The sequence below is a fragment of the Brevundimonas sp. GW821-FHT10E09 genome, assembly GCF_058809375.1.
On the sequence record NZ_JBXASO010000011.1, the window covers coordinates 126,783 to 152,424 of the forward strand.

The following is a 25,642-nucleotide window of genomic DNA, read 5'->3' on the forward strand; positions in this document are numbered from 1 at the left end:
CCCGTGTTTGAAGTGCCGCGTACCCCTGGGGGCCATCCCCGGCTCGTTCTGGGCGTCCTTGGGGCGCTGATCCTCGGCGGCGCGGTCTGGGCGGGCTTCTCCACGGCCGTGAAACCCGCCAGCGATGCGGTTCTGGCCTCCATACGTCCCGACACGCCGCCGCGTCCGCCCCTGGTGGTGGTCGAGGACTTGCCGCAACTGGCCGCACGGCTGGACCGTGAGGCCGCCGCCGGGCGTTTCATGGGGGCGGTGCTGGTGGCCAAGGGCGACCGGGTGCTGTTCCGTCAGGTCTATGGCGAGGCGAACTATGAGCAGGATCGGCCGCTGAAGCTGGATTCCCGGTTTCGCCTGGCCTCGATCTCCAAACAGTTCACCGCCACGGCCATCCTGCGTCTTCAGGACGAGGGAAGGCTGCGCATCTCCGACCCCGTGTGCAAATGGATCCAGCCGTGCCCGAAGGCGTGGGAGCCGGTGCGGATCAGCCACCTGCTGTCGCACACCTCGGGGATACCGGACCTGATGGCGCGGCCGGGCTGGGGCATGCGTCGGACCACGCCGGCGACCCTGAACGAGCTGACCGAGGATTCGAAACGTTTCGGCCTGCAGTTCGCGCCGGGAACCAAGGTCCGTTACGACAATGCGGGCTTCAACCTGGCGGCGGCCATCGTCGAGCAGGCCAGCGGCCGGCCCTATGACGCCTATATGCGCGAGACCTTCTTCGGCCCCTTGGGCATGAAGGACAGCGGGCTGGACCTGGACGGCGGCGACCATGGGGTGATCATGGGCTACGCCAACTTCCCGGCCGGGCTGGCGGCCCAGCCGAACGCCAACACCTCCATCGTCGCCGGGGCGGGTGCGGTCTATTCGACCCTGGACGATCTGCTGGTCTGGCAAAGGGCGCTGCACCGGGGAGCGCTGCTGAAGCCGTTCAGCTATCAGCAGATGCTGGCCGACCACGCCCCGGCCGACACGCCCAAGGAGCGGGGCCGTCCGCGCCGCGACTGGGGTTACGGGATCTTCTCGAACCGGCTGGGCGATCAGGTTCGGCCCAGTTTCCAGGATCGCCAGATCTATCACACCGGCAGCTGGGGCGGGTTCCGCAACCTGATGCTCTATCAGCCCGAGGCCGATGTGACGGTGATCGTGCTGTCGAACAATTATCACCTCCGCGACCAGGTCTTCCTGATCAGCCAACAGGCGATGGCCGAGGCCCTGGGCCGGGAATTCCCCACGACCCTGGCCCGCTGACCGCCCGTCAGGTCGGCAGCATGGACCCCGTGTCGATGTAGCGCTGGTGCCAGGACAGGGCCTCGTTCAGCAGGTGCGGCGACTGGAGGCCGTAGGAGCCCTTCAGCGCACGGTCGTAATAGTCGTTCAGCGCATCGCGGTATCTGGGGTGGGCGCAGTGGGCGATGATCAGCTTGGCCCGCTGTTTCGGCGACAGGCCGCGCAGGTCGGCAAGGCCCTGTTCGGTGACGATGACCTGGACGTCCTGGGTGATGTGGTCGACGTGGCTTGCCATGGGCACGATGGCCGAGATGGCGCCGCCCTTGGCCGTTGAAGGCGTCACGAAGCAGGAGATGAAGGCGTTGCGCGAGAAGTCCCCGGAACCGCCGATGCCGTTCTGAATCCGCGATCCCATCACCTGGGTCGAGTTGACGTTGCCGTAGATGTCGGCCTCGATCAGGCCGTTCATGGCGATACAGCCCAGGCGGCGGATCAGTTCGGGATGATTCGAGATTTCCTGCGGGCGCAGGATGATCTTGCCGCGGAACTGCTCCATGCGACTGTTCATGTCCGCCGCCGCCTCCGGGCTGAGGGAGAAGGCGGTGGCGGAGGCGACGGTCAACTTGCCGGCGTCCAGCAGGTCCAGCATCCCGTCCTGGATCACCTCTGTATAGGCGGCCATCCGCTCGAACGGACTGTCCATCAGGCCTGCCAGCACGGCGTTGGCGACATTGCCGACGCCCGATTGCAGCGGCAGCAGGGCGGTGGGCAGGCGACCGACGTGGACCTCGTGCTTGAGGAATTCGATCAGGTGGCCGGCGATGGCGCGGGCGTTGGCGTCGGGCGCGGCGAAGGGCAGGTTGCGGTCGGGGGCCTCGGTCTCGACGATAGCGACGATCTTGGCCGGGTCACAGCGGAGGGTCGGCTGGCCGATCAGCTGGTCGGGCCGGGTCAGGGGGATGGGCACACGGTTGGGCGGCAGGGCGGTGCCGTAATAGATGTCGTGCATCCCCTCCAGCGCCGGGTTCTGCCAGGCGTTGACCTCCAGGATCACGCGCTCGGCCCGGTCCAGCCAGGTCTTGTTGTTGCCGATGGAGGAGGAGGGCACCAGGCTGCCGTCGGCGTTGATCGCCGAAACCTCGACCACGGCGGTGTCCAGCGGCCCCAGCACGCCCTGCCAGACCATGGGCGCCAGCTGGCTGAGGTGCATGTCCAGATAGTCCATCTGGCCCGAGTTGATCTTCTCACGCGCGATGGGGTCGGAGTTGTAGGGTAGGCGGCGTTCGATCCCGTCGGCCTTGGCCAGGGCGCCGTCCAGTTCCGGCCCGGTGGAGGCGCCGGTCCAGAGGTTCAGCCGGAAGGCGTCGCCGGCCGCGTGGGCGGCCTCGATCCGCGCCGCGAGAGCCGAGGGCACCGCCTTGGGATAGCCCGAGCCGGTGAAGCCGCTCATGCCCACGGTGGAGCCTGCGGGAATCAGGGCGGCGGCGTCCTGGGCGGACATCAGCTTGGAGCGCAGGGATTGGCTGCGGATACGCGACATGGAGCTCTTCAAGGTTACGGCCGGGGAGGGCCTGCAAGGCGGGGCTGGACTTGGGCGTCGCGATCTCGACGGTCCATTAGACCTTGGTCGAGCTTGCCCGCTTCGTCCATGATCCTCGTCAAATATTCAGGGGGCCGGCTCCGGCGGCTAGCCTGTTTTCGAAAGTCGAGAACAGGAGTAGAACGAACCCATGATCGCCGCTCTCGCCGCCCTGGCCCTGATGTCCGTCCCCCTGCAATCTACGGAGGACCCCGTGGTCGCGGCCGAGGCCGTGGTGGATCGGATGCATGCGGCGGCTTCGCATGCTGACGCCGACGCCTATTTCGGCCTGTTCACGCCCGACGCCCGCTTCATCGGCACCGACGCGACCGAGCGATGGTCGCTGGCTCAGTTCAAGGCCTATGCGGCGCCCTATTTCTCGCGGGGGCAGGGGTGGACCTATCGGCCCCACGACCGGGTCACGACACTGGCGCCCGGCGACTGTCGCTGCATCGTCTGGTTCGACGAACTGCTGGACAACGACGCCTATGGGCTGACGCGCGGTTCCGGCGTGCTGCGCCGAACCGAGGACGGCTGGAAGATCGAGCAGTATGTGTTGAGCATGCCCATTCCGAACGACAAGGCGAAGGCCGTGGTGGCTCTGGTTCAGTCTCCGGTCGAGGCCCGGCCTGACGCGGACCCCGCGCACTGATGGATTTTCATGAAGAGGCCTTCGTCCTGTCGGCGCGCGCCCATGGGGACACCGGCGCCGTGGTGGATCTGTTGACCGAAAGCCATGGACGGCGCGCGGCCTATGTGGCCGGCGGGGCGTCCCGCAAGATGCGACCCTTCCTGCAGGCCGGGGCGCGGGTCGTGGCCGACTATCGCGCGCGGACATCGGATCATCTGGGCGGGGCGCGGCTGGAGCCGGTGGGCGAGGGGCCCAGCGCCCTGTTCGACGACGCCCTGGCCCTGACCGGCCTGGCGGCGGCCGCGGGGGTGGCGCAGGGGGCCTTGCCTGAGCGTGAGCCGCATCCCGGCGTCTTCCTGGCCTTTGAGGCCCTGATGGCCGCCTTCGCCCTTCCGGACGTCTGGCCGGCCATCTTCGTGCGGTTCGAGGCGGGGCTGCTGGAAGACCTGGGCTTCGGCCTCGATCTGTCGAAATGTGCGGCGACGGGGACGGCGGACGACCTGATCTATGTCAGCCCCCGCACCGGGCGGGCGGTCAGCCGCGAAGCCGGCGCCCCCTATGCCGACAAGATGCTGAGCCTGCCGCCCTTCATGCTGGGGGCGCAGGCGGGGCTGGTCGAGGGCGACGTCAGGGCGGGGTTCGACCTGACCGGCCATTTTCTGGAACAGTTCGTCTTCCACCCGCAGAACAAGCCCTTGCCGGCCGCGCGGGTCTGGATGCTGGACCGGCTGGCCGAGACGGGACGTCTCTAAGCGACGGCTTCGGGTTCAAGCCCCATAGCCAATTCGGCGCGGGGCTCGCTTTCTTGGGCGCCTTGCAGGCCTGACGCCGCTGCGTCGCCTGAGCCGTGCTTCAGATCTCGAAAAACAACCGCGGGAAATTCACGCCACGCCCCATGGCGCGTCATGGTTGTGGGGGTCGACTTTCAACGGGGCCACGCGACCCTCCATCCGAGGCCTCAATCGAATGGAAGGAGACAACCATGGCTATTCCGACCCCGGTGAACGGTCAGATCACCGACGCCGTCACCCAGGCGAATGTGAAGGTCCTTGGCGACGCCCCGGCGATGGCCATGGGCGCGATCTATCAGTCGCTCGCCCACTCCACCGGCATTCTCTACGAGAACGCGACCTCCTCGCAGCAGCAGCTGGCGATCGCCGCCCAGGCTGCGACCAACCAGGGCGTCATCCAGATCTACAGCGTCGACACCATGGCCGGCGCGGTCGCCACATCGAAGATCGCCCAGTCCGATACGCCCGACAACATGATGGCCCTTCTGACGGCCCTGCGCGCCGTCGGTCCCACGGCTGCGGTTTCCTGATTTTTCGCCCCGCAAACTCCAAAAGAAGGACTTGAGACATGGCGCTTCCGACACCCGTCAACGGCATGATCACCGACGCCGTCACCCAGGCCAACGTCAAGGTGCTGGGCGACGCCCCGGCCATGGCCATGGGCGCGATCTATCAGTCGCTCGCCCACTCCACCGGCATTCTCTACGAAAACGCCGCCTCTTCGCAGCAGCAACTGGCCATCGCCGGCCAGGCCGCGACCAATCAGGGGGTCATCCAGATCTACAGCGTCGACACCATGGCCGGCGCGGTCGCCGCCAGCAAGATCAGCCAGTCGGACACGCCTGACAATCTGTTGTCCCTGCTGACGGCCCTGCGCGCTACGGCGGCCTGACGCCGAACCCTGGATATCCGTGACGGCCGCGGCGGGAGACTGGCGCCCGCCGCGCCACCCCCTGGAGGACGACCATGGTCGAGGCGAAGATGAACGAGAAGACGGCGGAAAAATCCGCCCAGACCCTCGGCGACTTCGAGGAGATTCTGAAGCTCATGCTGGAGCTCAGCAAGAACCCCGCGACGGCCCCCACGGCGGAATCGGTCGCCAACACCCTGCTGACCGTCATCGGCTCGGGCCCCAGCTTCGCGGCGATGCAGAGCCTGGTGGCCGCCAATCAGGCCAGCGGGATGATGTACCACAACGCCGTCGCCAACCAGCAGACCACCAACATCCTGGGCATGGTCGCGACCATGAACTGCGTCCAGGCGCTGATGGACAAGCCGTCCGTCATTCCGTGGCCGGACATCGGTCCGCGCCGTGAGGAGCCGTTCGAATGACACGCGAGGAAAAGCGATTGAGAACCGAAGAAGGGCTGGCCGTCGCGGCCTGTCGCGACGACGCCCTGCTGCTGTGCGCCGGAGCCGGCGTGTGCAACGCCGGTCTGATCACCATCATGGCCTCGGCGGACGCTTTTGCTGCGCGCCTAGCCGCCTCGACGCAGCATGCGGCGGAACTGTCGACGCTGCAGATCCGGCAACTGGCGACCAGCCTGGCCGACATGCAGCAGATCCGCACGGTCCGGACCGCCGACGTCGGCGTGCGGTCGGTGTCGCAAGTTCGTCAGGAGCCTGCGCCATCGGCCTTCTACGGCGCGCCGGTCGTCACCTGAGCATCAAGAAAGGGGGGGAGGCTTCGTCGTGAGCGACACCGTCAACGCACAGATCACCGACGCCGTCACCCAGACCAACGTCAAGGTGCTGGGAGAGGGGCCTGCGGAAGCCATGGCCGTGTCGGTCCAGGCGGTGGCGCACGCCACCAGCCTGTCGGTCGAGAACGCCAGCCAGACCCAGGGGGGCATGCAACAGATCAACAACGCCGCCGTCGGCGCCCTGATCGCCAAGATTCTCGAAATCGCGGTCTGAGCGATGGCCTATCCGACCGCCGTGAACAGTCAGATCACCGATGCGGTGACGCAGCAGAACCTGATGGTCCTGGGCGCCGCATCGACGATCGCCATGGGCTCGATCTATCAGAGCGCGGCCCATTCGACGGCGATCGTGTTCGAGAACGCGGTCCAGGCCCAGCGCCAGGCCTCGATCTGCGCCCAGGCCGCCACCAACCAGGGCGTGATGCAGGTCTATGAGATGGGCAGCATGGTCTCGGCCATCGCCACCACGCGGATCGCCGCCCGACCGCCGCCGCCCAGCCCGCTCGAAAACGCCCTTGTTCTGCTTATCGCCGCCAAACTGCTGAATCTCTAGAATTGTCAGGATCTGAACCATGGCCGCCGACACGCCCGTCAACTCGCAAGTCACCGACGCGGTCACCCAGACCAACGTCAAGGTGCTGGGCGAAGCGCCGGCCCAATCGATGGCGCTGGTCTATCAGAGCATGGCCCATTCGATTTCCCTGGCCATGCAGAACGCCCAGCAGGCGCAAGGGGGGCTGCAGCAGATCGGCAACGCCGTCACCTCCAGCGCCGTCACCATGATCATGAACGCGGCGCAGAAATAGCGCCTTCATCTGAAACGAGAGCTTTCGCGCCGTGACCGAACCGACCGTCAACAGCCAGATCAAGGACGCCGTTCAGACCTCGACGAACTGGGCGCTGGGCTTCGCGCCGCTCGAGCAGGGCACGCCCTCGACCTCGACGCGCGTCTCGGCCGGTGGCGCCATCGCCTACGACAAGGCCACCCAGGCGGCGGCTCTGTCGGTGCAGGACGCCGCCGATTACCAGCGCAACATGCTGTCCATCAGCACCACCGTCCAGGGCAAGGCCATGGCCATGATGCTGGCGTCGGGCGGGATGAACGAACCGGCGCTTGTCGCCTACGCCATGGCCCTGGTCAGTTCGTTCGCGGCGCCGATCGCGGCGGGCCTGGCGGCCGAATCCGTCACCACGGCGGTCAAGACCTTTCCCAGAAACTAGTCGAAGAGAGAGAAGGAGCAGCCATGTCCCGTTTGACCCTATCGAAGATGAGCGACGCCGAGGCCGTCGTTCAGGAAGCGCAGACGCTGGAATGGGAGACGCGATGCGAGACCGAGCGGTGGAGCGACGCCGCAGAAGACAGATCCTCCGCCGAAGGGTTTGAGGAAAGCCAGTCCAGATATCGGGAACTGCGTGCTGCGGCGGAGGGGATGGTCGCCATTCTGTACCGGATGCAGGAGCCGTTGCTGACCGATCCCTATGCGCCCTGGGCGGCGAAGTTGATGGTCAAGGCGCGGGGCCTGCTGACCGATATCGAAGACGGCGAGCTGGTCGAGAAGATCTCGTTCGTTCCCGCCGGAACCGACAAGGAATGAGGCCGGACAGGAGGGTTTGATGACCGACGATTCTCCATCGCCTGAGGCCGCCGCCGGCGAGCCGCCGGTTCCGGCTGCGGATCCCATTGTCGTGGCGGCTCGGCGGATGGTCGCCGAGGTCTTCAGGACCTCGGCCGCGCGTCTGCCCGAGTTGCTGGCGGCTCAGTCGCCGCCGGACACGCCGATTCCCCAGTTCACCGAGGCCATGATCGAGCAGCTTCAGGCGCAGCTGACGCGGGCTCTGGGGCTGCCGCCCGATGAAGACGGATCCGCCCGATGACGGATGCGCAAGGGGCGACGGGGCGGCATCTCTATGACTCCATATCGGAGCAGAAACACATGGTCGTCGACAGTTTCGCCGATCAGCGCGAGCTGTTGAAACGCGCCGTGGCCGAGCAACGCCTGGCGGCCATGCCCGAGGACATGCAGCGCGCGGCGAGGGGGCCTTCCGCCCAGGTCAGTCTCGAGATCGTCGAGGCCTTGCAGAAGATCATCGCGCGCGAGGTGACGCGGCAGTTGGACCTCGCGATCTGCGCAATGATCGAACGGACCGCCGCATCGCCATCGGCCGCCGCGCCGGCTGACGGGGCGTCAGGCGGCCAGTAGCCGTCAGTATTTTCCAGCACCGCATCAAACGGCTTCACAAAAAGCAAATACACCCGTCTAAGTAGTGATAACGGGGTTCTTGCAAACTCTGGTTGATGCGACGTCGGCGATCCGGAATCGCGACGAGACCTCGACCGATACGCCCCGTTGGTTCTGCCAGGCCAAGCGTAGGGGGATGAGCTCGCTTTGGGCTTGACGGTCGCTCCCCACGCCGAGGGGGAGTGACGAATATGAATGTCGTCCGGTTGTTTCCGGATTGGGAGACGCAAGGCGAGGAAGAGAGGGCGCCCGCGACGGCTGCGCCGCCTGAGCGGCGTTCTGCTTCTCATCCTTCAGCGCCGCGCACGCCTTCTCCGGTCGAGGTTCTGGCCCGAGCGGCCGGCGGTAATCGGGGCGGGGCGCCCAAGGCCGGGTTGACGCCTGTGGGCGTGATCGCGCGCGCTCTGGACCGGCCGCCGTCGATGGACCGTTTCTGGGCGATCTGGATGGTGCATCAGAACAGTCTGCGGCATCGAAGCCTGCGGCTCTCCGGCGGGAATCGGGCCGACGCCGAGGACGCGTTGAGCGCGGCCATGGTGCGGGCGGCCCAGGCCTTTGACCGCCAGCCGGTGCAGAACCCCGGGGCCTGGCTGGTGCGGATCCTGCACAACGCCTGCATGGATCAGCACCGCCAGAACGCCAATCGCATTCCCATCGTGGCAGAGGACGCCGATCTGCCGCCGCCGTCCGCCGCCGCCTGGGTCAAGGCGGCGCCCTCGCCGGAAGAGGCGGTGTCGCAACAGGAAAGCGACGCGGCCTGGGGGCGGGCCATGAACGCTCTTCCGGCCGCCCTGGTCGAGCCCTTGCGGCTCCATCTCGACGACTGGAGCGACGAACGGATCGCCGCCCATCTGAACATCAGCCGGGAACTGGTGCGCAAGCGTCGCCAGTTGGCGAAGAACCGGTTGAGACTGCTGCTGGATCTCTAGCCGAAGGTGAAGGCGAAGACCTGGACGCCGGGGTCGAGGAATTCGATCTCGAAGGTGCGTTCGCGAACGGCGCCGGACTGGCGGATCAACTGATACAGGCGCTGCTGGTCGATGCGTCCCACGCCCTGGGCGTCGATGTCGGACCCGGCGTCCGCGCCCGGCGCCTGGCCGTCGATCAGGACGCGGAAACGCGGCATGGCGCCGTTGGACCCGGGCCCCATGACCAGGTGCAGGTCGCGCGCCTTGAAGCGGAAGGACAGCCGGCCGCCGGACGCCGCCAGTTCGGCGTGCTCGCGCGTCACGCGCCAGCGCCCGACCAGGCTCCAGTCGTTGAGGTGCAGCGGGCTGGCCACATAGGCCTTGGCCACATCCCGGGCGAGGCCGCCCGGCGAGCGGAAGTTTTCGGCGCGGGCGTAGCCGACATAGGTTTCGGGCGAGCCGAGCTGGTTCATGTCGGCGGCGGCCTCGGCGCCCTGGGCCTGGACCCGAACCACGTCCGCAGCGACGTCGGCGGCGCCCGCCTCCTTGAGCAGTTGCTGGATGACCCGTTCCGAGCCCTCATAGTCGCCCTCGCCGAAATGGTGGTGGCGAATGCGGCCCTGGGCGTCGATGAAATAGTGGGCCGGCCAGTACTGGTTCTTGAAGGCGCGCCAGATGGCGAAATCATTGTCCATGGCGACCGGATAGTCGACGCCCAGGCGGCGCACCGCGTCGCGGACGTTGGCCTCGGACTTCTCGAAGGCGAACTCGGGCGTGTGGACGCCGATGACGACCAGGCCCTGGTCCTTGTACTTCTCGGCCCAGGCGCGAACGTAGGGCAGGGCGCGCAGGCAGTTGATGCAGGAGTAGGTCCAGAAATCGACGACCACGACCTTGCCGCGCAGCTGTTGCGGCGTCAGGGGCGGGGAGTTGATCCAGGTGGTGGCCCCGGTAAATGCGGGCAACTGGCCCTCGACCGGGAGGTTCGCCAGATCCGTCGGCGCCGCGTTCATCGGCGCGCCGCGACCGATGCCGCTCAGCAGCGCCTGTTCCAGACGGCCGGTGCTTCCGGCCGAAATCCGGGTCAGCAGGCCCGTGTCCAGGCCCAGGCCGATGGCGACTACGCCAATCAGCACCAAGGCGCCCAGGCCGCGCCGCACCCATTCGCCGAGGCCCAGCGCGCCCTTCATGGCCTTGAACACCCGTCCGCCGACCAGCAGGGCCAAGGCCAGGGAGGTGGCGGCGCCCGCCGCATAGGCCAGCAGCAGAACGGTCGAGCCGACGCCCGCGCCTTGCAGGGCCGCGCCGGTCAGGATGACGCCCAGGATGGGGCCCGCGCAGGGCGCCCACAGCAGGCCGGTGGCTACGCCCAGCAACAGGGAGGCGCGGACGTCGCCCTGGTCTGCGGAGCGGCGCTCGACGCGATCGGTCAGCCAGGAACCGGCCGCCACAAACGGCCGCATCAGCCGATCGCCGATGGAGGGCACGAGCAGGCTGAGCCCCAGGACGGCCATGACCGCAAGCGCGATCCAGCGACCGACCTCATTGGCGCGCACGGCCCAGCCGCCGCCGAGGGCCGCCAGGGTCGCCACCCCGGCGAAGGTGACCGCCATGCCGACCAGCAGGGGCAGGCCGTTGCGCACGAACGGCCGACCGGCGCGGGCGAAGACGAAGGGCAGGACGGGCAGGATACAGGGGCTGACGATGGTCAGGGCGCCGGCCAGATAGGAGAGCAGGAACAGGATCATGAAGGCGGGCCTGACGTGACGGGGTCACTCACATACGAAGCCGGGAGGCGTTCGGTTACCCTTCGGCGTACGATCTCCCACAGATAGACGCCCTGTCCCTGCTCGAACGGGCTAGACTTCGCGCTTCCGATCCCCGATTCGCTGGCCCATGACGATCCACGCTCCGCCGCCGGAAGGCGGCCGTATCATCGACGAGCCGATGGAGACGGCCCTCAGCCGTCGCTATCTGGCCTACGCCCTGTCGACCATCACCAACCGCGCCCTTCCCGATGTTCGGGACGGGTTCAAGCCCGTGCACCGGCGCATCCTGTACGCCATGCACCAGATGCGGCTGAACCCGCAGGCGGCGGCGCGCAAATGCGCCAAGGTCGTCGGCGAGGTCATGGGCGGATACCACCCGCACGGCGACGCCTCGATCTATGAAGCCCTGGTGCGCCTGGCCCAGGATTTCGCCCAGCGCTATCCGCTGGTCGACGGCCAGGGGAACTTCGGCAATATCGACGGCGATAGCGCCGCGGCCATGCGCTACACCGAGTGCAAGCTGACGCCGGCGGCCGTGCTGCTGCTGGACGGGATCGATCAGGACTCGGTCGATTTCCGCGCCACCTACGACGATCAGGACGAGGAGCCGGTGGTTCTGCCGGCCGGTTTCCCCAACCTGCTGGCCAACGGCTCGTCCGGCATCGCCGTGGGCATGGCCACCTCGATCCCGCCGCACAATGTCGGCGAACTGATCGACGCCTGCCAGATGCTGCTGGACCGGCCCGAGGCGACGACCGAGGAGCTGGTGCAACTGGTGCCGGGACCGGACTTCCCCACTGGGGGCGTCGCGGTCGAGGGCCATGCCGCCATTCTGGACGCCTATGAGACGGGGCGGGGCGGGGTGCGGCTGCGGGCGCGCTGGGAGACTGAGGACCTGGGGCGCGGCGTGTGGCGGATCATCGTCACCGAGATGCCGTACCAGGTGCAGAAGTCGCGCCTGATCGAGGCGCTGGCGGACCTTATCGAGCACAAGAAGGCGCCCCTGCTGGGCGACGTGCGCGACGAGTCGGCCGAGGACATCCGCCTGATCCTGGAGCCCAAGAACCGCACCATCGAGCCCGAGATGCTGATGGAGAGCCTGTTCAAGCTGTCGGATCTGGAAGTGCGCTTCCCGATCAACATGAACGTGCTGGATGCAGACGGCACCCCGCGTGTCATGGGGCTGAAGGCCTGCCTGAGGGCCTTCCTGGATCACCGCCGCGAGGTTCTGAACCGCCGGTCGCAGTGGCGGATCGCGCGGGTCGAGAAGCGGCTGCACCTGCTGGAAGGCCTGCGCATCGTCTTCCTCAACATCGACGAGGTGATCCGCATCGTTCGCGAGGAGGAACAGCCCAAGGCCGTCCTGATCGCGCACTTCGGCCTGACCGAGGTCCAGGCCGATTTCATCCTCGACACCCGGCTGCGTCAGTTGGCGCGTCTGGAAGAGATGACGATCGAGAAGGAGTTCAAGGAACTCTCGGAAGAGCTGGCGCACCTGCAGGCCCTGACGTCTTCGGAAGGCAAGCAGTGGAAGGCCATCTCCAAGGAGCTGGAGGCTGTGCGCAAGGCGCTGATCTCGCCGCGCCGGACGACCATCGCCGACGCCGTCGACACCTCGGCCTTCGTCGCGCCCGAGGCTTTTATTCCCCGCGAGGCGATCACCGTCATCCTGTCAGAGCGCGGCTGGATTCGCGCCGCCAAGGGCAAGGTCGAGGATCCGTCGGAGCTGAAGTTCAAGGAAGGCGACCAACTGGCCTATCTGGTGCCGGCCTATACGACCGACAAGCTGCTGGTCGGGGCGTCGGACGGGCGGATCTTCACCATTGGGGCCGACAAGCTGGCGTCCGGTCGCGGGCATGGCGAGCCGCTGCGGCTGATGATCGACCTGGATGAGAAGGCCGAGATCATCAACGTCCTGGCGCACCAGCCGGGCGGGAAGCTGCTGATCGCGTCGAAAACCGGCTATGGCTTCATCGCGCCGGAAGACGACACCCTGGCCCAGAAGCGGGGCGGCAAACAGGTGCTGAACGGCGACATGCTGGCCATGCTGCGCATCCCGCAGACGCCGACGGCCGACCATGTCGCGACCATCGGCGAGAACATCAAGACCCTGATCTTCCCGCTGGACGAACTGCCCGAGATGGGGCGCGGCAAGGGGGTGCGGCTGCAGAATTTCAAACAGGGCGGTCTGGCCGACGTCACCGTGTTCAACGCCGAACAGGGGCCGGAATGGGCCGACGGCGGCGGACGCCGTCGCAACTGGCCCGACTGGAAGGACTGGCTGGGCAAGCGCGCCGGCGCCGGCCGTCAGGGGCCGCGAGGCCTGAGGAAGTTCAGGTAGAGTTGGCCTCTCCCTCCCCCTGCGGGGGAGGGGGGCGGAGGCGTAGCCGAAGCCGGGTGGGAAGGGCCGGGCGGTACTTCGCTGTTGCTCCGTTGGTGCGCTGCTGCCGGGCCGCCCCCACCCCGTCGCTGCGCGACGCCCCTCCCCGGACGGGGAGGGAGAGGCGGTTCGCCTAGTCCTGCAGCCGAGACCATCCCAGCTTGCCCAGCACTTCCATCGGGCGAAAGCCCGACTTGTAGTCCATCTTGTCGGAGCCCTGGACCCAGTAGCCCAGATAGACGAAGGGCAGGCCGACCTGGGCCGCCTGGCGGATGTGATCGAGAATGGCGAACCGGCCCAGGCTGCGGCGCTCCATCGTCGGATCATAGAAGCTGTAGACCATCGACAGACCGTCCTTCAGCAGGTCGGTCAGGGTGACGGCGACCAGATCGCCCGGTCCGCCGTCGGTCGAGGCCAGGCGATATTCGATCAGATGGGTGCGAACGGTCGTGTCCTCGACCATGGCGACATAGTCGAGCCAGCCCATGTCGCTCATGCCGCCGGTCGGGTGGCGGGTGGTCAGATAGCGGCGCAGCAGTTGGAACTGTTCGGTCGTGACCTCGGCCTCGACCAGGCTGCGCGACAGATCCGCGTTGCGGGTCAAAACCTTGCGCTGGGACCGGGTGAAGGCGAACTCGGGCACGGGCAGGCGGACCGAAACACAGGCGTCACAGGCTTCGCAGGCCGGGCGATAGGCGATGTTCTGACTGCGGCGAAAGCCGGCCACCGTCAGTTCGTCATTGACGTGGGCGCCGTCCGAGAAGGGCAGGTTGGCGAAGACCTTGCGCTCGGTCTTGCCGGGCAGATAGGGACACGGCGCGACCGAGGTCATGAAGAACCGGAGCTGTCGTGTCGGAACATGCTGCGTCACGGCGCTAGATCCGCACCCGATCTTGCCGAGAGTGTGACGGTCGAAGGCTCATTCGTGGATTTGGCGTCATTCCTCGCCGGGCCGCAAGCGCGTTCGCGCCACAGCCGAGCGGGATCACAGCGAGGTGTCCATCGGCAGGACCGGCGCCTCGCGCAGCAGGACGATGGCGATGCGGCGGTTGCCGGCCAGGGTCGGGTCGTCGGGATAGAGGGGGTCCGAACCCGCTTTGCCGGCGACGGAATAGACCCGGTCGGCGTCCACGCCGGCGCTCTGAAGCACCAGACGCGAGCCGTTGGCCCGTTCCGAGGACAGGGTCCAGTCGGCCGGACCGCTGGCGCGATTGGAGCCGGGCGTGGCGCTGGTGTGGCCGGTGATGGAGATGCGGTTCGGCAGCTGGTTGATGACCTTGGCCACGGCGCGCAGCAGGACCTGAGCCCGGGCGTTCGGCCGGGCCGAGTTGTTGTCGAACATCGAGCGGCCCTCCTGATCGACCAACTGGATGCGCAGGCCCTCGGGCGTCTGATCGACGATCAGCTGTTTCGACAGCTCGGCCAGTTCCGGCATCGACTGCATGGCCTGACGCAGGGATTCGGCGGCGCTGGCGAACTCCGCCGCCTCGCGCTTCTGGATCTCGGCCTGGAGCGCGGCCTCGCTGGCCGATGCGAGATTGGTGCTGGATCCGACGGCTGCGGCGTCGGCCGGGGCCTCGGGCGCGAGTTGCTCGAGCACCGACTGGGATCCGGAGCTCTTGGGGCCGTCGTCGCCCAGGGCCGTGCCGCCCAGTATGCCCCCCGATCCGGAGGTGGTTTCGGAAACGCTGGCCGGAGCGAAATACTCGGCTATGCCTTTCTTCTGCTCCGGATCGGTCGTGTTGATCAGCCACATCAGCAGGAAGAAGGCCATCATGGCGGTCACGAAGTCCGCATAGGCCACCTTCCAGGCGCCGCCGTGGTGGCCGCCGCCGGAGACCTTCTTGACCTTCTTGATGAGGATCGGACGATCGCTCACGGACATGGACGCACCCCGGGAATTTACTGTCCCAATGTGGGGCGCCGAGGTTAACCGGGCGTTGATCCGCGCCACAGCGGCTTGAACCCCCGCTCGACCCGGCCTAGTCCGTGCCCTGAAACACGGAGCCTGTCATGAAGATCGCATTCGCCGGCCTGGGCGTCATGGGCGCCCCGATGGCGCGTCACCTGGTGCAGGCCGGCCATGATGTTGTCGGCTTCAACCGCACCATATCCAAGGCGCAGGCCTGGGCCGAGGCGACGGGCGGCCGCTTCGCGAAGACGGTGGCCGAGGCGGCGCAGGGCGTCGATCTGTTCATCCTGTGCGTCGGCAATGACGACGACGTGCGCGCCGTCGTGACCGAGGGGCTGCCGCATCTGGCTGAAGGCGCTGTGATCGTTGATCACACGACGACGTCGGCGAAGGTGGCGCGGGAGATGGCGGCGTTGGCCGAAGGGCAGGGGCGGCGCTTCGTCGACGCCCCGGTGTCGGGCGGCCAGGCGGGCGCCGAGAACGGCCAGCTCAGCGTCATGGCGGGCGGCGACGCCGGGGCCCTGGCCAAGGCGGAACCGGCGCTCCAGGCCTATTCCAAGGCGATCAAGCATATGGGGGCGGCCGGATCGGGCCAACTGACCAAGATGGTCAATCAGATCGCCATCGCCGGGGTGGTCCAAGGCCTGGCCGAGGCGGTGCATTTCGCCCAGGTCGCGGGCCTGGACACCGACGCCGCCTTTGACGCCGTCTCCAAGGGCGCGGCCCAGAGCTGGCAGATGGACAACCGCTGGAAGACGGCCGCCAGAGGCGAGTTCGAATTCGGCTTCGCCGTCGACTGGATGCGCAAGGATCTGGGCCTGGTGCTGGACGAGGCGCGGTCGAACGGGGCGCGTCTGGCCCTGACGGCCCTGGTCGATCAGTTCTACGCCGAGGTCCAGGCCATGGGCGGAAATCGCTGGGACACCTCCAGCCTGGCGGCGCGGCTTCAGTCGAAGGACTGAAGCCGCGCAAGGGAAGCCGCGGATCAGGCCGCTTCCCAGCCCTTTTCGACGGCCCAGACGGCGAAGGCGTAGTCGTGGGCGACCTCTTTCAGATAGTCGAACCGGCCGGCGGCGCCGCCGTGTCCCGCCTCCATGTTGATCTTCAGCAGCACAGGCTTGCCCGAGGTCGTCGCCGGACGCAGCTTGGCGACCCATTTTTCAGGCTCCCAATAGGTGACGCGGGGATCGGACAGGCCGCCGGTCGCCAGGATGGCCGGATAGGCTTTCGGCCCCACCTGATCATAGGGGCTGTAGCTCATCATATAGTCGTAGGCCTCCGGGTCCTCGATCGGATTGCCCCATTCGGGCCATTCCGGCGGCGTCAGCGGCAGGGAGACATCGCTCATGGTGTTGATCACGTCGACGAAGGGCACCTGGCCGATGACGCCGGCCCACAGGTCGGGCCGCATGTTGTTGACGGCGCCCATCAGCAGGCCGCCGGCCGAGCCGCCCTGGGCGACGATGTGTCCGGCGGTCGCGTATTTCCGGTCGATCAGGTGTTCGGCGGCGGCGATGAAGTCGGTGAAGGTGTTCTTCTTCGTCATCCGGCGGGCGTCCAGGAACCAGCCCCAGCCCTTGTCCGAGCCGCCCCGGATATGGGCGATGGCGTAGATCCAGCCGCGATCGACCAGCGACAGCCGGTTGGTCGAGAAACTGGCCGGCATGGGGATGCCGTAGGAGCCGTAGCCGTAGAGCAGCAGGGGCGCCGAACCGTCCACCGGCGTGGATTTTCGACGCAGCACCGTGACCGGCACCAGCTGTCCGTCCGAAGCGGGGGCGTTCAACCGCTCGACCACATAGTCCGCAATATTGTGGCCCGACGGGATCTCCTGCGTCTTGCGCAGGGTCCGCTCGCGCGTCGCCATGTCGTAGTCGAAGGTCTGGGTCGGGGTGGACGGCGAATTGTAGCTGTATCGCGTGTTGGTCGTCTCGAACTCGGACGCGCCGGACAGCGACAGGGCGAAGGCGGGTTCGTCGACGGCGATCTCGTGTTCGGCGCCGGCGCGGTCGCGGATGATGATCCGGGTGTTGGCGTCGGCCCGTTCCTGGCGAGCCAGGTGATCCTTCGTCAGGTCCAGGCCTTCGATGAAGCGGCCGGGCGTGTGCGGCACCAGGTCGGTCCAGTGGGCCTTGGCCGGCGTTGCGGTCGGCGCCTGGACGATCTTGAAGTCGATGGCGTCGTCCGCATTGGTTCGGATCACCCAGCGGTCGCCCCAGTGATCGACGTCGTAGCGGAGCGCGACGATGCGCGGTTCAAGCACGACCGGCGCGGCCGTCGGGGTGGCGGCGGGGATGTAGCGGGCCTCGGAGGTTTCCTGGTTCTGGATGCCGATGACGATGAACTGGTCGTCGGCGGTGCGGCCGACGCCGATGAACATGCCGTCGTCGGCTTCTTCATAGACCAGGGTGGTTTCGCCGCCGCGCGCCGGGCGGCGGAAGATCTTGTCGGGGCGACCGTTGTCGTCGCGATTGGTCCAGAAGATCCACTGGCTGTCGGGCGAGAAGACGAAGTCTCCGGTGGCGCTTTCGATCACGTCAGGCAGAACTTCACCGGTCGCCAGGTCCTTGACGTAGATTTTGTGGACCTCGGAGCCCTGGGCGTCCTCGGCATAGGCGAACAGGCTGTGGTCCGGGCTGTGGCTCGCGGCCGACACTTCCGAATAGGCCTTGCCCTCGGCGAGTTCGTTGGCGTCCAGGAGCAGTTGAGGCGTGGGCGCGACGACGAAATTCTTCGTCACCGGCTGACCGTCCACCATCCACGCGCCCTGGCGTTCGACGCGCATGTAACGGGGATGCTGGTCGCCGGTGCGGTATTCGACGTAGTAGTTCCAATCGCCGTCCGGGGCCGGAACCGAGCTGTCGTCCTCCTTGATGCGACCGCGCATCTCGGCGAACATCGCCTGCTGCAGCGGCAGGGTGGAGGCCATCATGGCCTCGCGGTAGGCGTTCTCCGCCGTCAGATGTTCCTTGACCTCGGTCTTGATCAGGGTCGGATCGCGCAGCACGGCCTGCCAGTTGTCGTCCTTCATCCAATGATAGTCGTCGGTCCGCGTGCGGCCCAGTTGTTCGATGACGACGGGGATCTTCTTGGCGACGGGGGGCTGGGGCATCGAGGGTCCGGTAGTCTGAGCGGGCTTGGCGAGGGCGGGGGAGGCGACCGCGACGGCGGTTGCGGCGGTCGAGACGATCAGTTGGCGACGGTTCATCGGTTAGGCCCCCTTATTCGGACCCGAACCTTGTGCGTGGCCCATGGCGGCGTCAAATGAAGAAAAGCCCAGAGAGGCGCTTTGCCTTGATGTTCGACCTCCAGACCCTGCCGACGACCTCCGCCGAGGCGACGCAGACAGTGTCGCGTTCCGCCAGAGACCTGACCGTGACCATGATCCGTGCGACGGTCCAGATCGACCAGCCGAACGGCGACGGCACGCGAACCGTGGGCGCGGGTTTTCTGTTGAATGCGCCCCGCGCGGACGGCACGCCGCGCACCGTCCTGGTCACCGCCGATCACGTGCTGAGCCGCATGCCGGACAGCGAGGCGCGGATCGGATGGCGCGTCGAACTGCCGGACGGCGGGTGGCGTTTCGATCCCCAGCCGCTGATCATTCGGGACGCAGAGTCTGACCCGCTATGGACCAAGCCGGGCGACCGCGACATTGCGGTCATGGAGATCAGCGCGCCGGCCGCCTTCGCCCGTGACGCCATTCCGATCGCATGGCTGGCGGACAGGGAGGCGTTCGACACGACCGCGGTCGGGCCGGGCGACGCTATGCGGACGTTGGGCTTTCCCCGAGGGCGGTCAGCCAACCGCGCCGGGTTTCCGATCCTGCGCGTCGGGCGGATCGCATCCTGGCCGCTGACGCCGATCAGCGCCTTTCCGACCTTCCTGCTCGATCTGGCCGTCTTTCCGGGCGACTCGGGCGGACCGGTGTTCTGGACGCCGGCGACGCAGGTGTCGCCGGTCCATCCGTGTGTCGCGGGGGTTCTGACGCAGGAAGTCATCGTTCAGGACGAGCGCCTGAGGATCGGCGTGGTGGTCCACGCCGACTATATCCGTGAGGCGGTGGACCTGCTGGACCAGAAGGCCGCGCCGGCGCCCTGACGCCGCTGCTTCAGCCCGTCAGGGCTTCGGCCGTCAACCGCTTCAACAGATCGCCGCCCTGGCCTACGGCCGCCAGGCGGCTGGAGACATGGCCCAGCACATTGGCGGCATAGACCTCATACAGGTCCAGCTTGCCCTGCAGCCACACGGGGTCGCCCTCGCCGGCGTCGAGGCGCGCCTTGGCCGCCAGGGCGCCCTTGGCCAGCATCCATCCGCCGACCACGTCGCCCAGCAGTTTGAGATAGGCGTCGGCGGCGGCCAGGACATCGGCGGCCGCCTCGGCCTCGGCCTTGCGATCAAGCAGCCACAGGGTGGCGTCCTGAACCGCCTCGATCCCCGTGGCGAACCGTTCCAGCGGCTTTCCGGAATAGAGGTGGGCCAGGTCCGCCAGGGTCGCCTTCATGTCGGCGATCAGAGCCCGGGCCGCTTCCCCGCCGTCCATCGACAGCTTGCGGCCCACCAGGTCCATGGCCTGGATGCCGTTGGTGCCTTCGTAGATCGGTGCAATCCGGGCGTCGCGGTAGTATTGGGCGGCGCCCGTCTCCTCGATGAAGCCCATGCCGCCGTGGATCTGGACGCCCAGCGACGCCACCTCGCAGCCGACGTCGGTGGACCAGGCCTTGGCGATGGGGGTGAACAGGTCCTCGCGGGCCTTCCAGCGCCGACGATCCTCCTCAGTTCCGGCATGACGAGCCAGGTCGGCGGCGACGCCGGTCGACAGGCAGATGGCGCGGGCGGCCGAGGTCTTGGCCTTCATCACCCCCAGCATCCGCCGCACGTCGGGATGGTCGAAGATCGGAGCATTGGCCTCGCCGGTCCAGACCGAGCGGCCCTGACGCCGGTCCAGCGCATAGGCGAGGGCGTGCTGATAGGCGCGTTCGGCGATGCCGACGCCCTCAACCCCGACGGCGAGGCGGGCGGCGTTCATCATCACGAACATGTGGGCCAGGCCCTCGTTCGGACGGCCGACCAGTTCGGCGCGGGCGCCTTCATAGCTCATGACGCAGGTGGGGGAGGCGTGGATGCCCAGCTTGTGTTCGACCCCGACCGGGCGGAAACCGTTGCGGTCGCCCAGGCTGCCGTCGTCATTGACCGCGAACTTGGGCGCCAGGAACAGGCTGATGCCCTTGGGGCCCTTGGGCGCGTCGGGCAGGCGGGCCAGAACCAGATGGATGATGTTGTCGGTGGCGTCGTGGTCGCCCCAGGTGATGTAGATCTTCTGGCCGTTCAGGGCGTAGGTGCCGTCGCCGTTCGGCGTGGCCGTGGTGATCAGAGACCCCAGGTCCGAGCCGGCGCCCGGTTCGGTCAGGACCATGGCGCCGGTCCATTCGCCGCTGACCAGCTTGGTCAGATATTTGACCTTCTGTTCCTCGGTCCCGACCTGGTCCAGCGCCTCGATAGCCGCCAGCGACAGCATGGGGCACAGGCCGAAGGCCATATTGGCGGCGTGAACGGTCTCATAGGCCGCCAGCTCCAGCGCCTTGGGCAGGGCCTGGCCGCCGACCTCGACCGGAGCCGACAGGCCGGTCCAGCCGCCGGCGGCGAACTGGCGATAGGCGTCGGCGAAGCCGGGGGCGGCCGTGACCGCGCCGTTCGCATAGTGCGAGCCCTGCTGGTCGCCGATGCGGTTCAATGGGGCCAGCACCTCCTCGGAAAACTGTCCGGCCGCTTCCAGCACCGCGCCCGCGACGTCGGAATCATAGTCCGGGAAGGCTCCGGTGGCGGCGACGTCGGCCATGCCGGCGATGGCCTCCAGGGTGAAGGCCAGATCACGAACGGGTGCGCGGTAGCTCATGGGTTTCCTCGATGCATATTCAGGCCTAAGTGCCTCGTCATCGCCCCTTGTCGCAAGCGGCTTGGCGCAAGGCTCTTCGTCGGGGCACACTGGCGCCCTGCCGCCACGGAAGGGAAGTCATGGCCGAACCTCGCAATCGCTATTCGACGGTGTCGCTGGCGCTGCACTGGATCATCGCCCTGGGCGTGCTGGCCCAGGTGCTGCTGATCACGGCGCATGAGAAGACGGAAGGCGTCCTGTCGGGCCAATTCGTCATGCTGCACAAGTCGGTGGGCATCACCATCCTGGTCCTGACCCTGGCGCGAATCGGCTGGCGGCTGGCGCATCCGGCCATCCCCCTCCCGGGCCACCTGCCGCGCTGGGAAAGGCAGGCGGCGCGTGCGACCCATGTGCTGTTCTATGTCATCCTGATCGCCATGCCGATGACCGGCTGGCTGGCCTCATCGGCGGCCGGGCGTGAGATCGCCTGGTTCGGTCTGTTCGACTGGCCCCTGCTGCCGGTCGGCGGCGGTCGCGAGACGGCGGGTCGGTTCATGGAGGTCCATGAGGTGGTGATGAAGGGTCTGTATGTCCTGATCGCGCTTCATGTGCTGGGTGCGCTGAAGCATCAATTCATCAATCGTGACAATGTGCTGCACCGGATGATCCCGCTGATCCCGCGTCGGCCATGACCCAAAGGTCCGGCGATACGGCCGATCAGGCGGCCACGGCCCTGCGCCGGGGCGAACTGATCCTGCTGCCGACCGAGACCGTCTATGGCCTGGGCGCCGACGCGGGCAACGCGGAGGCGGTGGCCGCCATCTTCCAGGCCAAGGGAAGGCCGCGCTTCAATCCCTTGATTTCTCATGTCGCCGACGCCGTCGCGGCCGAGGCTGTCGGGGTGTTCGACGTTTCGGCCCGGGCGCTGGCCGAGGCCTTCTGGCCGGGGCCTTTGACCCTGGTGACGCCGGTGCGGGACGGAGGGCGGGTCTGTGATCTGGCCCGGGCCGGGCTGGACAGCGTGGCCATCCGGGTTCCGGGCCATGCGGCGGCGCGGGCGGTGCTGTCGGCCTTTGGCGGGCCGGTCGTGGCGCCCTCGGCCAATCGGTCGGGACGGCCCAGTCCGACGAATTTCGCCGATGCGGTCGAGGAGACGGGGTTCGCCGTCACGGCGGCCGTGGACGGCGGCCCCTGCGCGGTGGGGCTGGAGAGCACGGTCGTGTCGGTGCTGGGCGGGCGGGTGTCGCTGCTGCGGCCGGGCGCGGTGACCCGCGCCGAGATCGAGGCCGTGGTCGGGCCGCTGGCGGACGGCGGCGACGGGCACAGGTCGCCGGGCCGGCTGGCGGCGCATTACGCCCCCGACGCCCCGGTTCGGATCGACGTCGTCGAGCCTCGTGACGGCGAGATCCTGCTGGGCTTCGGGCCGGGGGCGGGCGATCCGCGCTGGAGCTTGAGCGTCTCGGGCGATCTGCGAGAAGCGGCGGCCAACCTGTTCAGATTGTTCAGGGAAGCGGATCGCACGCATCCTGCCGGAATCGCCGTGTCGCCGATCCCGTCACAGGGTCTGGGCGAGGCGATCAACGACCGTCTGCGCCGCGCCGCCGGCTTCGTCGGCTAGCCGAACCGGGCCTGGAGATCGACGCTGGAGTGCCGCCCGACGCAGGGCAGGCAGGTCTCCAGCCAGTCGTCGGCGGCGGCCCGTCCCCGCGCCTTCAGATCATTGAGGAAGCTCCATTCGGTGTTGAACTTGGACCTCAGCGACAGGTCCGAGAGCCAGCCGTCGGCCTCGATGGCGTGCAGCCGCACCTGACGATAGGACCCGCCGCCGTGTTTCAGCTGGCCCCCGGCGATCATCTCGGCGGCCATGGCGATGGCGCGCAGCTCGGCGACCAGGGGGGCGTTGAAGACGATCTCGTTCAGCCGTTCGACGATGTCGCCGGCGCTGCGCGGCGTCTCGTCGCGAACCATGGCGTTCAGCGTCACCAGCAGGACGTCGTCGGGCGTGTCATCGCCGGTCAGGGGCCACAGCGGCGGATTGGTCAGGTAGCCGCCGTCCCAATAGGGTTCGCCGTCGATCTCGACCGCCTGGAACAGATGGGGCAGGCAGGCCGAGGCCATCAGGACGTCGGCGGTGATCTCGCCGGATTCGAAGATGCGGGCCCGGGCCTGGCGCACGGCGGTGGCGGCGACGAACATCTTTATATCGGATGCCTGAACCGCGCCGAAATCGACCGCCGCCTTTAGAACCCGTGTCAGAGGGTTGTGATTTAGCGGATTGAATTCATAGGGGCTCATGGACATGGCCAAGGTCTCGCCGGCGCGCCATAGCGGGGTGTCCTTGATCCAGTCCGGCGTCTGGGCCGGGTTCCACAGGGTGCTGTCGCCGAAGACGTTGCGGCCGCCCGACTGGTTGATCTCGCGCCACAGTTTGTCGAGGGCGGCGCGGGCGTCGCCGGCGGCGAGACCCGAAACCAGGGCTGCGCCGTTCATGGCCCCCGCCGAGACGCCCGAGACGGCGCGAACCTCCAGCCGGCCGTCCTCCAGCAGCCGGTCCAGAACGCCCCACTGGAAGGCGCCGTGCGCCCCGCCGCCCTGCAGTGCTAGGGACAGGGGCCGTCGTCCCGAGGCCGACGGGACGATGTCCGCCGGTTCGGCGGCCTTGCGTCTGAAGATCGCCATGCCGCCGTCCCCTAGGTCATTGGTCTATTGCGCGGTCCAGCCGCCGTCGATGGAGAAGCTGGCGCCATTGGCCGAGGCGCCCAGGTCGCTGACCAGATAGAGGAAGAGGCCCGCCAACTGGTCGGTCGTCACGAATTTCTTGGTCGGCTGGGCGGCCAGGATGACGTCGTGCAGGACCTGTTCCTTGGAGATGCCGCGGGTGCGGGCCTGGTCGGCGATCTGTTTCTCGACGATGGGGGTCTCGACGAAGCCGGGGCAGATGGCGTTGCAGGTGATATTGTCCTGGGCCAGTTCCAGGGCCACCGTCTTGGTGAAGCCGACGATCCCGTGCTTGGCCGCGACATAGGCCGACTTGAACGGGCTGGCGACCAGGCCGTGGGCCGAGGCCATGTTGACGATCCGGCCGCGCCCCTGGGCCTTCATGATCGGAATGGCCGCCCGGGTGGCGTAGAAGGCCGAGGACAGGTTGATGGCGATGATCTGCTCCCACTTGTCGGTGGGGAATTTCTCGACGGATTCGACGTGCTGGATGCCGGCGTTGTTGACCAGGATGTCGAGGCGGCCGAACTCATGTTTGGCGAAGGCGACCATGTCGGCGATCTCATCGCCGCGCATCATATTGGCCGCGTGATAGCGGACCCGGCCGCTGGAGCCGGCTTCCAGCCCGGCGCGGGTGCGTTCGATCTCGGCCGGATCGCCCAGACCGTTCAGCACCACGTCGCCGCCGCGCGCCGCCACGGCCCGCGCCAGGGCCAGGCCGATGCCCGAGGTCGAGCCCGAAATGACGGCGACCTGACCCTTCAGGTCGCCGATGTCGCGAAACACCGGGGCGTCGCCGTGTGCGGCGGCTGGTGCGGCGCTGGGGCCCTTGGATGACTTCGACCAGTTGAACATGAATCCGCCCTTCGTGTTTTGTCGAGAGACTAGCGGCAGGACGGGGCGGGGATCAAGAATTTCCCGACCTGATGAATATCCATTCGTTGTCCGTCGAGGCGGCCTTGTCGAACCTGTAGCCGTCGCGGTCGAAAGCCTTCAAGTCCTCGACCCGTTCCACCCGCTCGTCGATGGCGAACCGGGCCATGGCCCCGCGGGCCTTCTTGGCGAAGAAGGAGATGATGCGGCTCTCGCCATTCTTCTCTTCGCGGAACTGGGGGGTGACGACCGGCAGTTTCAGGGCCTTGGCGTCGACGGCGCCGAAATATTCCTGGCTGGCCAGATTGACCAGGGTCGGGTCGGCGTGGCCCTCGGCGTCTGCGTTGAGCTGTTTCGAGATCCGGTCGCCCCAGAAATCATAGAGGCTGGACCCGCGCCGGGTCTTGAGCCGCGTGCCCATTTCAAGCCGATAGGGCTGAATCCGGTCCAGCGGGCGCAACAGGCCGTAGAAGCCCGACAGGATGCGCAACCGGTCCTGGGCGAAGTCGAGGGCCTCGACGTCGAGCTCGCGCGCCTTCAGGCCTTCATAGACGTCGCCGGCGAAGGCGAAGGCGGCCTGGACCCCGTCGGTCGAGTCCGAATCAAAGGCCTTGAACCGTTCCAGGTTCAGGGTGGCCAGGTCGTCGGAAATCCCCATCAGACGACGCAGGTCCGCCTTGGTCTGACGCCGCGCCGTCACGGCCAGGCTGGCCGTGTCGTCCAGAAAGCGGCGGTCCGTGCCGGGAATGGCGGGGTCGGCTTCGGTGAAGTCCAGCCGCTTGGCGGGAGAAAGAACGATCAGCAAGAGGCGGCTCCGTGGTGGCCCGCTGACATAGGGCGCCTTGGTGACGATTTGAACCGGGCGCGATGACGGCGTGGGGGATCGCCCTCGCGCTTTCGATGCGAAGTTCATGGAGGGCTGGGCGGGGCGCCGGGCCTTCGCCCGGAGTTTTGTGTTTTGAGTACCGTTTCGACGAAGGTTTGACGCCCCGCGCGAATGGTTGGCCTGCAAGCTCGGGGCGCCGAGCGGTGGCGG

General features: G+C 67.5%; 29 protein-coding genes. 20 read left to right on the forward strand and 9 right to left on the reverse strand.

The features are described from left to right. Positions 1-12 precede the first annotated feature (12 nt). On the forward strand, positions 13-1,248 hold the full coding sequence (locus tag AC1RSI_RS11920; RefSeq protein ID WP_230307629.1) for a serine hydrolase domain-containing protein: 1,236 nt from the start codon (positions 13-15) through the stop codon (positions 1,246-1,248). A gap of 7 nt (positions 1,249-1,255) precedes the next feature. Here the strand turns inward: AC1RSI_RS11920 and scpC are convergent, their stop codons facing one another. Then, complete coding sequence (scpC, locus tag AC1RSI_RS11925) at positions 1,256-2,767, reverse strand: succinyl-CoA:acetate CoA-transferase ScpC (RefSeq protein ID WP_154726194.1); 1,512 nt, start codon at positions 2,765-2,767, stop codon at positions 1,256-1,258. A 190-nt stretch (positions 2,768-2,957) separates the two neighbouring features. On the opposite strand from scpC, the gene AC1RSI_RS11930 reads away from it, so the two are divergent. The 14 genes from AC1RSI_RS11930 to AC1RSI_RS11995 all read left to right on the forward strand — a co-directional run bounded on the left by AC1RSI_RS11930 (position 2,958) and on the right by AC1RSI_RS11995 (position 9,100). Further along, entirely contained in the window at positions 2,958-3,458 is a 501-nt protein-coding gene (locus tag AC1RSI_RS11930) for a nuclear transport factor 2 family protein (RefSeq protein WP_008259261.1), read from the forward strand. After that, complete coding sequence (gene recO, locus AC1RSI_RS11935; RefSeq protein ID WP_008262763.1) at positions 3,458-4,189, forward strand: DNA repair protein RecO; 732 nt, start codon at positions 3,458-3,460, stop codon at positions 4,187-4,189. Before AC1RSI_RS11930 ends, recO begins: the two co-directional genes overlap by 1 nt. A 230-nt stretch (positions 4,190-4,419) precedes the next feature. After that, positions 4,420-4,758, forward strand: a complete 339-nt coding sequence (locus AC1RSI_RS11940) for a RebB family R body protein (protein WP_008262254.1) — start codon at positions 4,420-4,422, stop codon at positions 4,756-4,758. A 38-nt stretch (positions 4,759-4,796) separates the two neighbouring features. Next, positions 4,797-5,120, forward strand: coding sequence for a RebB family R body protein (locus tag AC1RSI_RS11945; RefSeq protein ID WP_008259391.1), 324 nt, complete (start codon positions 4,797-4,799; stop codon positions 5,118-5,120). A gap of 74 nt (positions 5,121-5,194) precedes the next feature. Beyond that, complete coding sequence (locus AC1RSI_RS11950) at positions 5,195-5,560, forward strand: RebB family R body protein (RefSeq protein ID WP_035310418.1); 366 nt, start codon at positions 5,195-5,197, stop codon at positions 5,558-5,560. 17 nt (positions 5,561-5,577) lie between these two features. Next, positions 5,578-5,892: a hypothetical protein gene (locus tag AC1RSI_RS11955; protein ID WP_154726195.1), complete on the forward strand. Its 315-nt coding sequence runs from the start codon at positions 5,578-5,580 to the stop codon at positions 5,890-5,892. Between the two features lie 28 nt (positions 5,893-5,920). Beyond that, entirely contained in the window at positions 5,921-6,145 is a 225-nt protein-coding gene (locus AC1RSI_RS11960) for a RebB family R body protein (RefSeq protein ID WP_008260453.1), read from the forward strand. Positions 6,146-6,148: 3 nt separating this feature from the next. After that, positions 6,149-6,484 (forward strand): RebB family R body protein, encoded by a 336-nt coding sequence (locus tag AC1RSI_RS11965; protein ID WP_154726196.1) that lies wholly within the window; start codon positions 6,149-6,151, stop codon positions 6,482-6,484. A gap of 19 nt (positions 6,485-6,503) precedes the next feature. Next, complete coding sequence (locus AC1RSI_RS11970) at positions 6,504-6,737, forward strand: RebB family R body protein (protein WP_008262209.1); 234 nt, start codon at positions 6,504-6,506, stop codon at positions 6,735-6,737. A gap of 31 nt (positions 6,738-6,768) precedes the next feature. Beyond that, entirely contained in the window at positions 6,769-7,152 is a 384-nt protein-coding gene (locus tag AC1RSI_RS11975; RefSeq protein ID WP_008259273.1) for a hypothetical protein, read from the forward strand. A 23-nt stretch (positions 7,153-7,175) separates the two neighbouring features. Beyond that, a complete protein-coding gene (locus AC1RSI_RS11980) occupies positions 7,176-7,526 on the forward strand; it encodes a hypothetical protein (RefSeq protein WP_154726197.1) in 351 nt (116 codons plus the stop codon). A 19-nt stretch (positions 7,527-7,545) separates the two neighbouring features. Next, a complete protein-coding gene (locus AC1RSI_RS11985) occupies positions 7,546-7,806 on the forward strand; it encodes a hypothetical protein (RefSeq protein ID WP_154726198.1) in 261 nt (86 codons plus the stop codon). Next, positions 7,803-8,132, forward strand: coding sequence for a hypothetical protein (locus AC1RSI_RS11990; RefSeq protein WP_154726199.1), 330 nt, complete (start codon positions 7,803-7,805; stop codon positions 8,130-8,132). The genes AC1RSI_RS11985 and AC1RSI_RS11990 overlap by 4 nt, the downstream gene beginning before the upstream one ends. Positions 8,133-8,560: 428 nt before the next feature. Continuing rightward, positions 8,561-9,100, forward strand: coding sequence for an RNA polymerase sigma factor (locus AC1RSI_RS11995; RefSeq protein WP_196066370.1), 540 nt, complete (start codon positions 8,561-8,563; stop codon positions 9,098-9,100). Here the strand turns inward: AC1RSI_RS11995 and AC1RSI_RS12000 are convergent. Then, complete coding sequence (locus tag AC1RSI_RS12000) at positions 9,097-10,827, reverse strand: cytochrome c biogenesis protein DipZ (protein ID WP_154726201.1); 1,731 nt, start codon at positions 10,825-10,827, stop codon at positions 9,097-9,099. The two genes, AC1RSI_RS11995 and AC1RSI_RS12000, sit on opposite strands and share 4 nt — an antisense overlap. A 148-nt stretch (positions 10,828-10,975) precedes the next feature. Between AC1RSI_RS12000 and parC the strand changes: the two genes are divergently transcribed. After that, complete coding sequence (parC, locus tag AC1RSI_RS12005; protein ID WP_154726202.1) at positions 10,976-13,189, forward strand: DNA topoisomerase IV subunit A; 2,214 nt, start codon at positions 10,976-10,978, stop codon at positions 13,187-13,189. A 172-nt stretch (positions 13,190-13,361) separates the two neighbouring features. On the opposite strand, the gene AC1RSI_RS12010 is transcribed toward parC, so the two are convergent. Both AC1RSI_RS12010 and AC1RSI_RS12015 read right to left on the reverse strand, forming a co-directional pair. After that, positions 13,362-14,099, reverse strand: coding sequence for an arginyltransferase (locus AC1RSI_RS12010; protein WP_154726689.1), 738 nt, complete (start codon positions 14,097-14,099; stop codon positions 13,362-13,364). A gap of 114 nt (positions 14,100-14,213) precedes the next feature. Continuing rightward, complete coding sequence (locus AC1RSI_RS12015) at positions 14,214-15,113, reverse strand: flagellar motor protein MotB (RefSeq protein ID WP_154726690.1); 900 nt, start codon at positions 15,111-15,113, stop codon at positions 14,214-14,216. 128 nt (positions 15,114-15,241) lie between these two features. Between AC1RSI_RS12015 and AC1RSI_RS12020 the strand changes: the two genes are divergently transcribed. Then, positions 15,242-16,102 carry an NAD(P)-dependent oxidoreductase gene (locus AC1RSI_RS12020; protein ID WP_154726691.1) on the forward strand — a complete coding sequence of 287 codons (861 nt, stop codon included), beginning with the start codon at positions 15,242-15,244 and terminating at the stop codon, positions 16,100-16,102. Positions 16,103-16,125: 23 nt separating this feature from the next. On the opposite strand, the gene AC1RSI_RS12025 is transcribed toward AC1RSI_RS12020, so the two are convergent. After that, entirely contained in the window at positions 16,126-18,348 is a 2,223-nt protein-coding gene (locus AC1RSI_RS12025; protein WP_154726692.1) for a S9 family peptidase, read from the reverse strand. Between the two features lie 89 nt (positions 18,349-18,437). On the opposite strand from AC1RSI_RS12025, the gene AC1RSI_RS12030 reads away from it, so the two are divergent. Next, positions 18,438-19,241, forward strand: a complete 804-nt coding sequence (locus AC1RSI_RS12030; protein ID WP_154726694.1) for a trypsin-like serine peptidase — start codon at positions 18,438-18,440, stop codon at positions 19,239-19,241. A 10-nt stretch (positions 19,242-19,251) separates the two neighbouring features. Here the strand turns inward: AC1RSI_RS12030 and AC1RSI_RS12035 are convergent, their stop codons facing one another. Further along, on the reverse strand, positions 19,252-21,036 hold the full coding sequence (locus AC1RSI_RS12035) for an acyl-CoA dehydrogenase (RefSeq protein ID WP_008261745.1): 1,785 nt from the start codon (positions 21,034-21,036) through the stop codon (positions 19,252-19,254). A gap of 119 nt (positions 21,037-21,155) precedes the next feature. On the opposite strand from AC1RSI_RS12035, the gene AC1RSI_RS12040 reads away from it, so the two are divergent. Continuing rightward, positions 21,156-21,707, forward strand: coding sequence for a cytochrome b (locus AC1RSI_RS12040; protein ID WP_035310437.1), 552 nt, complete (start codon positions 21,156-21,158; stop codon positions 21,705-21,707). Beyond that, positions 21,704-22,633 carry an L-threonylcarbamoyladenylate synthase gene (locus AC1RSI_RS12045; protein WP_035310435.1) on the forward strand — a complete coding sequence of 310 codons (930 nt, stop codon included), beginning with the start codon at positions 21,704-21,706 and terminating at the stop codon, positions 22,631-22,633. The genes AC1RSI_RS12040 and AC1RSI_RS12045 overlap by 4 nt, the downstream gene beginning before the upstream one ends. On the opposite strand, the gene AC1RSI_RS12050 is transcribed toward AC1RSI_RS12045, so the two are convergent. The 3 genes from AC1RSI_RS12050 to yaaA are packed head-to-tail and all read right to left on the reverse strand — an operon-like array spanning position 22,630 to position 25,411. Continuing rightward, positions 22,630-23,694 (reverse strand): patatin-like phospholipase family protein, encoded by a 1,065-nt coding sequence (locus AC1RSI_RS12050; protein ID WP_052005144.1) that lies wholly within the window; start codon positions 23,692-23,694, stop codon positions 22,630-22,632. The genes AC1RSI_RS12045 and AC1RSI_RS12050 overlap by 4 nt on opposite strands. Before the next feature lie 24 nt (positions 23,695-23,718). Then, positions 23,719-24,588: a 3-hydroxybutyrate dehydrogenase gene (locus AC1RSI_RS12055; RefSeq protein WP_008259939.1), complete on the reverse strand. Its 870-nt coding sequence runs from the start codon at positions 24,586-24,588 to the stop codon at positions 23,719-23,721. A gap of 52 nt (positions 24,589-24,640) precedes the next feature. After that, positions 24,641-25,411 carry a peroxide stress protein YaaA gene (gene yaaA / locus AC1RSI_RS12060; RefSeq protein WP_154726693.1) on the reverse strand — a complete coding sequence of 257 codons (771 nt, stop codon included), beginning with the start codon at positions 25,409-25,411 and terminating at the stop codon, positions 24,641-24,643. Positions 25,412-25,642: the final 231 nt, after the last annotated feature.